The organism is Brevundimonas sp. SL161, from assembly GCF_049896985.1.
Taxonomy (GTDB): domain Bacteria; phylum Pseudomonadota; class Alphaproteobacteria; order Caulobacterales; family Caulobacteraceae; genus Brevundimonas.
Genome location: NZ_JAFCVJ010000008.1, coordinates 107,379 through 118,774, shown reverse-complemented (window position 1 = coordinate 118,774; position 11,396 = coordinate 107,379). Strand labels below are relative to the sequence as shown.

Below are 11,396 nucleotides of genomic sequence, written 5' to 3'. Positions count from 1 at the left end.
AAGCTCAAACACAGCCGACGACTGGCTACCCGATACGACAAGACCGCCGACAGCTTCCTCGGCTTCGTCGTCGTCGCATCCATCCGACTGTGGATCAGACACTTTGTCCACACCACCTAGCATTTGCTCGGCGGTCAGCTGCGTATCCCCGGCAAAGGTGTTGTTGCGGAGCTCGTCGTCGATCATCTCGATGGCGATGCGAGACATCTCGATCTCGTACCCGGCGGCCTCTTCCAATCGCTCGGGATCAAACCCTCGGGGCCTAAGCCTGTCTGCCTCAGCAAGGTGGGCGAAGAAGTTTTGGGCGGCCTGTTCGATGTCTTTTCGCGTCAGCATTTGCATCGCTCTGCACCGGTGCATCTGCATTTCAAACCATACCGTCGCAGCAGCGCATCGTCTTCGTGCAAGTGCGGGATCGGCAGTTTGAAGCGATCTTCGGAACTCCACCATGCGAAGTCGGGCCGCGAGATCGACTGGCAGCCGAAATCTGACGAGGTAGATCGCGCCCCGACGGGCGAGATGGGTTGGTCTGCCACCGGCCATCAGACGGCCTGTGTCGCAGTTGTGTGTCGCACCTGGGCGAAACAGGGGGCGGCGGTTTCAGACCAGCCGTTGATCGGATTGGGTAATCCGAAAAGTTGGCGCACCCGACATGAGCGTGAGCCATGTACGCCGATGTCCCCCAGCGTCCGAGATTGTCCAAAAGTTGTTTAACTTCCGATACTTGTGATTCCGTGATAAGCTGACCACGTTCGTGGACGTACGCTCTAATCCAGCGTCTTTCTTATGAACGGAGTTATGAACGGGGTCGTGAGGTTCGCTTGACACGTACGATGCACCGGCTGTCTGCCAAGGTGGTGACCAGCCAAAGAAAGCCGGGGATCTATGCGGATGGAGCGGGTCTCTATCTGCGCGTTCAGAGCGTGAATGCGAGGTCTTGGGTTTACATTTTTAGTCTGGAAGGAAAGCGGCGCGAGATGGGCTAGGTGCCCCACCAGCCGTCGGTTTGGCCCGCGCGAGGGAGCGGGCACAGGCCGTCAGAGAAAGCCTCGCGGACGGCATCGACCCCGTTGCTAATCGGCGAGCCCGACGTGAGACGCCTACCTTTGGCGTGCTCGCCGATACATTCATCGAGGATCGAAAAGGAACGGTTCGATCAGACAAGTCGATCGCTCGATGGAAGCGCGCGATAGGAGATGGCGGTTACGCGCATGCCTTGCGAGAGTTGCGAGTTGATCGGATCCAAACAGACGATGTGCTTGCCGTTCTTCGGTCCCTTTGGGAAAGCCATCCGTCAAGCGCTGGTGTCCTGCGCGGGTATATCGAAACAGTGCTCAGTATCGCGAAAGTGAGCGGTCACCGATCCGGGGACAATCCGGCCGCATGGACCGGGCACCTGGAGCACATTCTTCCAGCCCGCCAATGTCTCAGCAGGGGCCACCACGCGGCGATGCCTTTTGCTGGTGTGTCCTCATTCTTAGTACAGCTCCAGGATCACACATCCACCGCCGCGAGAGCGCTAGAGTTCACCATCCTCACAGCCGCTCGGACGAGCGAAACGTTGAAGGCCGACTGGGACGAGATCGATCTCGGAAAGGCGACTTGGACGATCCCAGCCGTCAGGATGAAGGCAGGCAAAGAACACAGAGTCCCTCTTTCCAAACCCGCCCTAGCTGTTCTTGCAAGACTCGCCGCTCGGCGCGGCCCGGTCTTTCCAGGCCGTGGCATTGATAAGCCGCTTTCCAACATGGCGATGGACATGATCCTGCGGCGCACAGGGATCGAGGTTACCGTCCACGGATTCCGCAGCAGCTTCAGAGACTGGGCCGGAGAGATCAACAACACGCCGCGCGAAGTTGCCGAAGCTGCGCTTGCTCACACCGTGGGGAACTCAGCCGAGTTGGCATACCGCCGTGGGGATGCGTTCGAGAAGCGCCGCGTTCTGATGGGAGACTGGGGGACCTATTGCAGGCCAAACGCCTGAGGGACTCGTGGATTCGGCCTCGTCTGAGCCTTCGCCATTAAGGTCCAGCCTCAGTCCGCTGGACGGCAAGTGCAGACATTGGCTTTCAGTCGCAAACAAGACATTCGGCGCATCCTCTAGGACGCGGCGTGTGTCGAGTGAACAACGTTCAATATCAGTCGGGAGGCGGCCTCCCGCTCGAACTGCCCAAATTTACTGGTAAGGCCACTAGACCACCCGACCATCGTTGCCTATGAGTCCGCGCGTCACACGCCGAACAACGGCGGGACGAGAAAGCGTCACCATGTCAGTCCGGGCCGAATCGACCGCCAAGTCTTACCGCTGGTACGTGCTGGTCCTGCTCATGCTGGCCTACACGATGAACTTCCTCGACCGGCAGATCATGGGCATCTTGCTGGAGCCGATCCGGCATGAGTTTCATCTCGCCGACTGGCAGCTGGGCATCATCGTCGGGGTCGGGTTCGCCCTGATTTACTGCACCCTCAGCCTGTTTGTCGCGACCGTCACAGAAAACGCCAACCGCGCCCGCGTCGTCGCCATCGCGCTCGGCTTCTGGAGCATCATGACCGCCTGCTGCGGCCTGGCCTGGAATGCTTGGAGCCTGCTGGCGGCGCGGTTCGGCGTCGGTCTGGGCGAGGCCGGCGGCTCTCCGGGATCGCAGTCGTTGCTCTCCGACATCTTCGCCCCGCACGAGCGCGCCCGCGCGCTCAGCTTGTGGGGTCTGGGCGCACCGCTAGGCACCGCGCTCGGCGTCATCGGCGGTGCTTGGATCGCCCAGGAGTTCGGCTGGCGCGTCGCCTTCTACGCCGCCGGCCTGCCGGGCGTGGTCCTGGCCATCGTCATCTTCCTGACCGTCAAGGATCGCCGCGTCGTCGACCGCTCGAAGCCGCGCTTCTCCATGCCCCAGATGTTCCGCCTGATCCGCGGCATCCTCGGCCAGCCGACCCTGCTGGTCGCTAGCATCGGTGTCGGCATGGGGACCATGGTTAGCTACTGCTCGGTCCTCTGGGGCCCGGCCTATTTCATCCGCCAGTACGACCTCTCGCCACTTCAGGTGTCGTGGTTCGCCGCCATCGTGCTCGGCGGCGCGACCGGCGTCGGCACGGCACTGGGCGGCGCCCTCGTCCACCGTTTCGCCCCGCGCTGGCCCTCGGCTTACGTCGACATCCCGGCCATCGGCTATCTGCTGGCCGCGCCGTTGTACTGGCTGGCCCTGTCGATCGATGACGCCATCCTGTCGGCGATGGTCCTGCTGGTCCCAACCATCCTCTACTCGATGTCGTCTGGGCCCATCTTCGCCCTGTTCCAGAACAGGGCGCCGGAGGGTTCCCGCGCCATGGCGACCGCCGTCCTGTTCATGATGATGAACCTGATCGGCCTGGCCATCGGCCCGACGTTGGCCGGCGGTCTCTCCAGCCACTTTCAGGCCGAGTACGGCCTCGCCGGGGGCCTGCACCGCGCGTTGCTGGTGATCATCGCCTTCCTGATTCCGGCCGCCGGTTTGTTGATCCTCTCGTGGCGGCTGGGTCAACGCAAAGCAGGAGCCGCCTGATGCCCGCCCCGAAGACAGAACCCGTCGGCTTCCGCGCCATCCAGACGACGCGCCTCTATCAACAGATCGCCGAGCAGATCAAAGCCTACATCCGCTCCGGCGGGCTGAAGGCCGGCGACCGCCTGCCGTCCGAACGCGACATGGCGACCCTGTTCGCCGTCAGCCGTCCTTCTGTGCGCGAGGCCATGATCGCGCTCGAAGGCGCCGGCCTGATCGAGGTCCGCACCGGTGACGGCACCTTCATCACCGATCCGCCTGCCGGCCGCGTCGCCGTGCTCAAGGGCGACGAACCGGGCGTGCTGGAACAGTTCCAGGCCCGCCACACCCTCGAACCGGCTCTCGCCGCCATGGCCGCGCGTCAGATTAAGCCCGCCGAACTGGCCCTGCTGCGCGACGCCGTCGATCGCTCTGAAAAGGCCTTCAATCGCGGAGAGCTCGCCGACGCCTCGGACTACACCTTCCACGTCCAGCTGGCGGCCTTCTCCGGCAACCGGATCCTGGCCGATCTCGTGAAGGAGCTCTGGGACCTGCGCGCCTCGGAGAGCTGGCGTATTATTCGCGGCCGCGTCGCCACGCGCCAGCATCGGCTGGAGGTCAACGCGCGGCGCCGCGCTGTCCTCGACGCGCTGCGCGATCGCGACGCCGACCTGGCCCGCGCCCTCATGCAATCGCTGCTCGACGCCGCGATGAACCGCTACTTCGGCGACACCCAGGACGACGCTCAATGAAGATCGAAGAGATCGAATTCATCCCGCTGTCGCTGCCGATCCAGGCGCCGATCTTGACCTGTTACGGCTCGCTGGCGAACTACAGCCGCACCCTGATCAAGATCACCACCGAGAGCGGCATCGTCGGCTGGGGCGAGATTGCCAGCCGCTACACCCCGGCCATGCTGGAGCCATGGCGCCAGCTGTTCCGGGGCGTGTCGGTCTGGGAGACCAACTACATCGCCCGGCGCATCAAGCACTGGAACTACTATCCGTTCGTCAAACCCGAACCGATCATGGGCGCGTTCGAGATCGCCTGCCTCGACGCCCAGGGGAAGGCCATCGGCGAGCCGGTCTATCGCCTGCTCGGCGGCAAGTCGCACGCCTCCGTTCCTGTCGCCTCCTACATCTTCTTCCGCCACGCCAATGCGGCCGGCGAAGGCCAGATCGCCAATGCCGACGACGTCGTCGCTTTCGCCAAGGCGCAAGCTTCCGAGTTCGGCTTCGAGAGTTTCAAGTTGAAGGGCGGCTACTATTCGCCCGAGGTCGACATCGAATGTATCGCCGCCCTGCGCGACGCCTTCCCGCACGCGAAACTCCGCATCGACCCCCAGGGCTGCTGGTCGCCGACGACCGCCGTCAGCGCCGGCAAGAAGCTGGAGGCGTTCGACCTCGAGTATCTGGAGGACCCCGTCTGGGGCCAAGCGGCGATGGCGCGCGTCCGCGACCACCTGCGCACCCCGCTCGCCACCAACATGTGTGTGACCCAATTCGAGGAGTTCCACCCCGCCATCGCGGCCAAGGCCATCGACGTCGTCTTGACCGACCTGTGGTACTGGGGTGGGCCGCGCAATACGATCGTGGTCGACAAGATGTGCCACGCCGCCGGCGTCGGCGTAAGCGCCCACTCCTCGGCCGAACTGGGCGTCGGCAACGCGGCCATTATCCACACCGCCGCGGCCATGCCGCACCTGGGCTCGGCCATCGACTGCATGAACATGCACCTAGTCGATGACATCATTGTCGGCGGCAAGATCGTTCCGAAAGACGGGCGTCTGACTCAGCCCGACGGCCCCGGCCTCGGCGTCGAGATCGACGAGGCCAAAGTTGAAAAATACCGCGCCGTCGCCGCCTCGGGCGCCGGAACCGACCGCTTCATGAACCCCGCCCTGGCCGATACCGCCCGCCCCGGCTGGTATCCGTCCATGCCCGCCTGGTGAGACCGATGACCGCTGTTTCCAGCCTCCACGCCAACCTCGACTGGGCCGCCATCGCCGCGCGGTTCGAGGCCCTTTACACTCCCGCCGTCTGCGACGTGCTGGACCACTACGGCTTGCGCCATCAGTTCATGGATCCGGGCCTCGTCGCACTTGATGCGGACACGAAGATCACGGGTCCCGCCTTCACCATCCTCGGCGCGCCGGATGGCAACCTCGACACCTCGACGCGGATGGGTCCGCGCGTGATCGACAGCTTCGAGCCGCACGTCGTCGCCGTCTATGACACCTCGGGCGAGACCCACACCGGCGTCTGGGGCGAGCTGTGGAGCGCGGGCGCCCAGCGCATGGGCTGTGTCGGCGCCATCGTCGACGGCGGCATTCGCGACACCGCCCTGATCAAGGCGATCGGCTTTCCCATCTTCCACCGCTTCCGCAGCCCGGCCGACGCCGTGGGCCGTTTCACCGTCATCGATCACCAGACCCCGATCACCGTCGGCGGCGTCCGCGTCCATCCTGGCGACTACATCTTCGGCGATCAGGACGGCGTCGTGGTCATCCCGCGCGACCTGACGCTGGAGATCCTGGAGAAGGCCGAGACGGTCAAATCCACGGAGGACGACATCCGCGTTGCGATCGGCCAGGGCGGCAAGCTGATCGACCTCTACAAGAAGCACGGGCGCTTCTGATGGCCGCCCCCGGACGCGTGCTTGTCACCGGCTCTTCCGGTCGCCTGGGTCGCTTCGTCGTCGAGGCGCTGCGCGAAGCCGGCTGGCTGACCACCGGCATCGACCTGACCGCCCCCGCCGATCGCGCCGCCGACCGTGTCCTGATCGACGACGCCGGCGATCCCTATGTGCTGGGCGCGGCGCTGGCCGGCCACGACGCCCTTGTGCATCTGGCCGCCATCCCCGACCCGACGCGCGACACCGCCTTCGTCACCTTCGAGGCCAACCTCCAGCTCGCCAATGCCGCGGTCGCGGCGGCCCAGGCCAACGGGGTGAAGCGCATCGTCCTCGCCTCCAGCCAGAGCGCGCTGGGCCTCGCCTGGGCGCCGGTCGTCCGTTCGCCGGTCTGCTTGCCCGTCAACGAGGACCACCCCTGCGCGCCCGAAGAAATCTACGGAGCCTCCAAACAGGCGACCGAGATCCTGTTCGAGATGGCCGCCCGCCGCGACGGCGCCGACATCGCCGCCCTGCGCTTTCCCGTCATCTGGGATCCGTCGGAGTTCGAGACGAACACTCGTCGACGTCTCGACAATCCGAAGCAGGGTGCCAAGAGCCAGTGGGCCTATGTCGATGCGCGCGACGCGGGCCGGAGCGTAGTGATGGCCCTCGCGGCTCCGGTGCGTGGCTTCCGCGTCTTCAACATCGCCGCCGACGACGTCTTCGCCGACGAGGACGCCGGAGCGTTGGTTCGCCAGTGGTATCCCGACCGCGACGCGGCCAACATCTATGGCCGCGCCGCCATCTTCTCCCCCGCCCGCGCCCAGTCCGAACTGGGCTTCGTCAACCGCTATCGATGGACACCGTCAGGCATCGAGGATCGCGGTCAGGCAATCTGATTAGTCAAAGCTCAGCGGGCGCAGCGGCGTAACCTCGGTCGTCGCCCAGACTTCTGTCTTCGTATAGGGCTCGCTCGCCACATGGGCGTCGGCCCCCGCCCGGTCGGCGAACTCGCCGGTCATGGCCGAACCGACCGGGTTGCCCGCCTCGTCCAGCAGCGCGCCGACCTTGACGATCTTGCCAGCTGCGTTTCGGACGTTGAGCCCCTTGATATGCGCCGGCCGCGTCGCTTGCCGACGGGCCGGAGCTTCGGCGTCCGTGCCGTCACGGCCGATGATCAGAAACTGCATTCGCTTCGTCCTCAAAGGTGCATGCCGCCGTCGACCGGAATGTTGGCGCCGGTGATGTAGCGTCCGGCCTGCGAGCACAACAGCAAGACCGCGCCCGCGACGTCCTCCGGTTCTCCGAAGCTCCGCAACGGCACCTGTGCCATGACCCGCTCGGCATAGACGGGGTCCGACAGCACCGGCCGGTTGCGCGCCGTGAGCACGACGCCCGGTGCCACGGTGTTCGCCGTGATTCCGTCCACCGCCAACTGTCGCGCCAGGTTCTCGATCAGGTTCTTCTGCCCGGCCTTTAGCGCGGCATAGGTTAGCAGTTCGGGGTGCGGCTTCACCTGCTGGATGCTGCCGATGTTGACGATCCGGCCCCAGCGTTGCTCCTTCATGTGCGGCAGCACGCCCTGCACCAGTTGCAGCGCCGCGACGAAGTTCGCCGTGAAATGCCGCTCCATCGTCGAAGTATCCATCTGATCCAGCGGCTGACGCACCTGGATCGCGACGTTGGACACCAGGATGTCGATCGGCCCGCCCCGCGCCAGCAACGCCGCCGCCGCACCCGGCTCGACCATGTCGCCTGTAACCAGCTGCGCGCCCGCGTCGATCGCGCTTGCGGCCTCCAGCGCCGCCGTCCCCGTCGGATCGTCCGGCAAACTATGCAGAACCACCGACGCCCCGGCCCGCGCCAATCTCAGCGCGATGGCCAAGCCGATGCCGTCCGTCGATCCGGTGATCAGCGCCCGCCGCCCGGTCAGGTCGAAGTCGGCGAAACTCATTGCCAGGTCATTCCCGTCGCCTGCATCAAACCCTTGATATAACCCACGGTGTAGATCATCCCCTCGGCCTCGTAGCCCGAGCCGGTCCCGCCGCTGAACGCCCCCTCCGCGTCCGACCCGGCCATCGTCGGCGCATGATCGGGCCGCATGTAGCCGTCGAACCCGATCGCCTTATAGGCCGCGAACGCCCCCGCCATGTCGGTCTCGCCCGTCTCGGGAAAGGTCTCGACGAAGTCGTCCCACGTCCCCTTAACGTCGCGGATGTGGACGAAGGCGATCTTCTTCTGCGCCCCGAACCGGTGGATCAGCGCCGTCACGTCCTCGCCCATTGTCCGGTACGAACCCTGACAAAAGGTCAGCATGTTGGAGGGGCTGTCGACCAGGTCCAGCGCCCTCTGCGAGGCCTCGGCGTTGATGAAAACCCGCCCTATCCCGCGCACCACCGGCGCCGGCGGATCGTCCGGATGCAGCCCCATCCTCACCCCCGCATTCTCGGCCGCCGGAATGACCCGGCGCAGGAAATATTCGTAGTTCTCCCAGATCTTCTCGGCCGGCACGACCGTCCCCTCGCCGATGTCGCCCGGGTCGTGGCGATAGCCCGTCACCGTCGCCCCGCCGCGCTCGGGCACGTTCACCCGGTTCCTCAACCACCCCAGCGGCATGAAGTTGTAGCAGAGCAGGCCTATGCCGCACCGGCCCATGTTCTCCAGCATCCGCTTGTAGTTCTCGATGTCGGTGTCGCGTCCATCCAGCCCCAGCTTGATCCGGCTCATGTCGAACTGGTCGCCCTCCAGCCCGCCGATGCGGAACCCCGCCTCGGCATAGCGATCGACCTCGGACTTCAGCGCGTCGTAGTCGTAAGGCGCCGGCTTGCCGGTGAGCTCTGGCGCCAGTTTCGCGATGGCGTGGGTGACCCCCATCTGGCGCGCCAGAGCCCAGCGCCGATCGACGGTCGGCAGTATCATCATCGTCAGCTTGACCACAGAGCTCGCCCTCCCCGCCAGGCGCATTCTTACAACTCGACGCACCGTTCGACAGGCCGAATGCAGGCTGGACGACCTCTGCCGCCAACGTCATAACATATCTGATAACTAGGGAGACGGCGGGACGATGGCAAGCGTTGAAGAGGGTTCGGGGTCCCGGCTGGTCCAGCCCGACAAGTACAAGTGGGAGCTGGTCCTCCTTCTCTGGGGTGCCTTCTTCCTCAACCAGGCGGACCGCCAGGTCTTCAACGTCGTCCTGCCCCTGATCCGCGCCGATCTACATCTGACCGACACGATGCTGGGCCTGATCGCGACGACCTTCACCGTGGTTTTCGGCCTGCTCGTGCCCTTCGCAGGCCTGGCGGGCGACATCGTCGACAGGCGCAGGGTCGTGTTGATCAGCCTGCTGATCTTCTCGACCGGCACCCTCCTGACCGGTTTTGCCTCCAGCTTCCTCTTGCTGCTCCTATTCCGAGGCGTGGCGACGGGCGCGGGCGAGGCCTTCTACGCCCCTGCGGCCGGCTCCCTGATCGGCAGCGCCCATGACAAGACCCGCGCCCGCGCCCTGTCGATCCACCAGACCGCCAACTACACCGGCACCGTCCTCGGCAGCCTCCTAGCAGGCTGGGCCGGTCAGACGTTCGGCTGGCGCTCGGCCTTCCTCATCTACGGCGTGATGGGTCTCGTCTGGGGCGTGGTTTTCTTCCTGCGCAGCCGCCGCTACGCCATCCCCGCTCCAGCCACCCGAGCGCGCGGCGACCAGAAGGATCTGTTCGGAGAGGCGGTGAAACTGATCGCCACCACCCCCGCCCTGATCGGTCAGATGCTGGCCTTCGGCGGCCTGATCTTTGTTTCCGTCGGCTTCCTGACCTGGACCCCGACCCTGCTGTTCGAGCGTTTCGGGCTACAGCTCGCCGACGCAGGTTTCTCGGCCACCTTCTACCATTTCATGGGCGCCTATGTCGGCGTTCTGAGCGCAAGTTGGCTGACCGACCGGCTGATCCCTTCCATCCCACGCATCCGCCTGTGGGTCATGGCTCTGGGCCTCGTCGCCAGCGCTCCATTCATCTGGTGGGCGGCCGAGGCCCAGTCGCTGGCCCACATCTACATCGCCCTGGCCGCCTTCGGTGTCGCGCGCGGGATGTATGACGCCGGCATCTTCGCGGCCATCTTCGACGTGGTCGAGGATCGCCTGCGAGCCACCGTCATGGGCATTGTCCTGGCCTCGGGTTTCCTGATTGGCGCGGCCTCGCCCGTCATCATGGGCTCGATGAAGGCTCAGTACGGCCTCGAGGGCGGGATGCAGATGCTGGCCGCCGCCGCCCTCATCGCCGGCGTCGTCTTGTTCGCCGCCACCATGGTCCGCCCGCTGCGTCCCCGGACCTGACAAGCAACAGGGGCGGACCGGTTTCCCGATCCGCCCCGAATGCCGACATTGCGGTGAATGTCAGAAATCTGCTGTAGCGACCCTTGTCGACCCCGCCAGATTCAGCAGGAATTCGCTAGCCGAAGTCACCTCAGAAGTAGCCGCCTTTACCGGTGATGTCGGAGATCGAGTCTCCCTGCTCGACCCAGGAGAAGATCTTCAGCTCGCCCGCGTGCATCTCTTCCGCCCGGATCAACACCTCGACGCAGATGTCGCGCGGCACCACCACCACCCCGTCGCCGTCGCCGACGATCAGGTCGCCCGGCTTCACGGTCACGTCGCCGATCTTGATCGGGATCTGGTAGTGGGTGATCAGGCAGCGGCCCAGCGAACCGTTCGGACTGCGGTAGCGATAGAAGACCGGGAACTCGGCCGGGATGATCTGGGCCGTGTCGCGGATGCCGCCGTCGATGCAGGCGCCCTTGACTCCCATCTTCTTGGCTGTCGCGGTCATGACCCCGCCCCACATCGTACCCTTCTCGTCGCCCGAGGAATCCCACATCACGAAGTGATCCTGGCCAAGCGTCTCCAACATGGTAGCGCGGAAGCTCATCTCGCCGGTGATCTTGACGTTCGGCGCGCTCTTCACGGTGAAGGCGAACCCGGCCACGACGGGCCCCGGACGCAGCGCTTGGATCGACCCGGGCATGGCCTGGTCCAGCAGGGCGAACTCGCGCATCACGTCCGACACCAGGCCGGTGTAGAGCTTCTCGTAGCGGGCGATCAGCTCCTTTTCGTGGATCGACAGTACCGCGTCGCTGACGGTCTCGCGCGCGGCGATCAGCTTTTCTAGCTTCATCATGCCGACTTCGGCACGCAGTTGATCGGCGGACATTCTGGACTCCTGAAGGCATTCGGCGCCGGCGAACCGGACGTCATGGGAAAGAAAACGGGGCTCCGGAAAAGAC

Annotated in this window: 11 protein-coding genes and 3 pseudogenes; 9 read left to right on the top strand and 5 right to left on the bottom strand. The window is 65.1% G+C overall.

The features are described from left to right. Positions 1-120: pseudogene (locus ACP7AU_RS08335) on the top strand (IS5/IS1182 family transposase); the annotation flags it as partial. 237 nt (positions 121-357) lie between these two features. On the opposite strand, the pseudogene ACP7AU_RS08330 reads toward ACP7AU_RS08335, so the two are convergent. Then, a pseudogene (locus ACP7AU_RS08330) lies at positions 358-543 on the bottom strand (DUF6538 domain-containing protein); the annotation flags it as partial. Positions 544-833: 290 nt separating this feature from the next. Between ACP7AU_RS08330 and ACP7AU_RS08325 the strand changes: the two are divergent. From ACP7AU_RS08325 to ACP7AU_RS08295, 7 genes and pseudogenes are all read left to right on the top strand, one after another. Beyond that, positions 834-1,075: pseudogene (locus ACP7AU_RS08325) on the top strand (Arm DNA-binding domain-containing protein); the annotation flags it as partial. A 36-nt stretch (positions 1,076-1,111) separates the two neighbouring features. Further along, positions 1,112-1,984: a tyrosine-type recombinase/integrase gene (locus ACP7AU_RS08320; RefSeq protein ID WP_426051102.1), complete on the top strand. Its 873-nt coding sequence runs from the start codon at positions 1,112-1,114 to the stop codon at positions 1,982-1,984. Positions 1,985-2,267: 283 nt separating this feature from the next. Beyond that, positions 2,268-3,536, top strand: coding sequence for a spinster family MFS transporter (locus tag ACP7AU_RS08315; protein ID WP_426051100.1), 1,269 nt, complete (start codon positions 2,268-2,270; stop codon positions 3,534-3,536). Then, positions 3,536-4,264: a FadR/GntR family transcriptional regulator gene (locus ACP7AU_RS08310; RefSeq protein ID WP_426051099.1), complete on the top strand. Its 729-nt coding sequence runs from the start codon at positions 3,536-3,538 to the stop codon at positions 4,262-4,264. Before ACP7AU_RS08315 ends, ACP7AU_RS08310 begins: the two co-directional genes overlap by 1 nt. Beyond that, a complete protein-coding gene (locus ACP7AU_RS08305) occupies positions 4,261-5,463 on the top strand; it encodes an enolase C-terminal domain-like protein (protein ID WP_426051098.1) in 1,203 nt (400 codons plus the stop codon). Before ACP7AU_RS08310 ends, ACP7AU_RS08305 begins: the two co-directional genes overlap by 4 nt. A 5-nt stretch (positions 5,464-5,468) precedes the next feature. After that, on the top strand, positions 5,469-6,149 hold the full coding sequence (locus tag ACP7AU_RS08300; protein ID WP_426051097.1) for an RraA family protein: 681 nt from the start codon (positions 5,469-5,471) through the stop codon (positions 6,147-6,149). Continuing rightward, positions 6,149-7,024 carry an NAD-dependent epimerase/dehydratase family protein gene (locus ACP7AU_RS08295; protein WP_426051096.1) on the top strand — a complete coding sequence of 292 codons (876 nt, stop codon included), beginning with the start codon at positions 6,149-6,151 and terminating at the stop codon, positions 7,022-7,024. Before ACP7AU_RS08300 ends, ACP7AU_RS08295 begins: the two co-directional genes overlap by 1 nt. Here ACP7AU_RS08295 and ACP7AU_RS08290 read toward each other — a convergent pair whose 3' ends face one another. The 3 genes from ACP7AU_RS08290 to ACP7AU_RS08280 are packed head-to-tail and all read right to left on the bottom strand — an operon-like array spanning position 7,025 to position 9,062. Next, entirely contained in the window at positions 7,025-7,315 is a 291-nt protein-coding gene (locus tag ACP7AU_RS08290; RefSeq protein WP_426051095.1) for a YciI family protein, read from the bottom strand. It lies immediately after the preceding gene. An 11-nt stretch (positions 7,316-7,326) separates the two neighbouring features. Next, on the bottom strand, positions 7,327-8,079 hold the full coding sequence (locus ACP7AU_RS08285) for an SDR family NAD(P)-dependent oxidoreductase (protein ID WP_426051094.1): 753 nt from the start codon (positions 8,077-8,079) through the stop codon (positions 7,327-7,329). Beyond that, complete coding sequence (locus ACP7AU_RS08280; protein ID WP_426051093.1) at positions 8,076-9,062, bottom strand: mannonate dehydratase; 987 nt, start codon at positions 9,060-9,062, stop codon at positions 8,076-8,078. Before ACP7AU_RS08280 ends, ACP7AU_RS08285 begins: the two co-directional genes overlap by 4 nt. Positions 9,063-9,189: 127 nt before the next feature. On the opposite strand from ACP7AU_RS08280, the gene ACP7AU_RS08275 reads away from it, so the two are divergent. Beyond that, positions 9,190-10,449, top strand: coding sequence for an MFS transporter (locus ACP7AU_RS08275; protein ID WP_426051092.1), 1,260 nt, complete (start codon positions 9,190-9,192; stop codon positions 10,447-10,449). Between the two features lie 130 nt (positions 10,450-10,579). Here ACP7AU_RS08275 and ACP7AU_RS08270 read toward each other — a convergent pair whose 3' ends face one another. Further along, positions 10,580-11,323, bottom strand: coding sequence for an RraA family protein (locus ACP7AU_RS08270; protein WP_426051091.1), 744 nt, complete (start codon positions 11,321-11,323; stop codon positions 10,580-10,582). Between the last annotated feature and the right edge of the window lie 73 nt (positions 11,324-11,396).

Coding starts and splice junctions, on each gene's coding strand:
- ACP7AU_RS08275 (WP_426051092.1), top strand. CDS start 9,190: ATGGCAAGCGTTGAAGAGGGTTCGGGGTCCCGGCTGGTCCAGCCCGAC.
- ACP7AU_RS08290 (WP_426051095.1), bottom strand. CDS start 7,315: ATGCAGTTTCTGATCATCGGCCGTGACGGCACGGACGCCGAAGCTCCG.
- ACP7AU_RS08310 (WP_426051099.1), top strand. CDS start 3,536: ATGCCCGCCCCGAAGACAGAACCCGTCGGCTTCCGCGCCATCCAGACG.
- ACP7AU_RS08305 (WP_426051098.1), top strand. CDS start 4,261: ATGAAGATCGAAGAGATCGAATTCATCCCGCTGTCGCTGCCGATCCAG.
- ACP7AU_RS08315 (WP_426051100.1), top strand. CDS start 2,268: ATGTCAGTCCGGGCCGAATCGACCGCCAAGTCTTACCGCTGGTACGTG.
- ACP7AU_RS08300 (WP_426051097.1), top strand. CDS start 5,469: ATGACCGCTGTTTCCAGCCTCCACGCCAACCTCGACTGGGCCGCCATC.
- ACP7AU_RS08295 (WP_426051096.1), top strand. CDS start 6,149: ATGGCCGCCCCCGGACGCGTGCTTGTCACCGGCTCTTCCGGTCGCCTG.
- ACP7AU_RS08270 (WP_426051091.1), bottom strand. CDS start 11,323: ATGTCCGCCGATCAACTGCGTGCCGAAGTCGGCATGATGAAGCTAGAA.
- ACP7AU_RS08285 (WP_426051094.1), bottom strand. CDS start 8,079: ATGAGTTTCGCCGACTTCGACCTGACCGGGCGGCGGGCGCTGATCACC.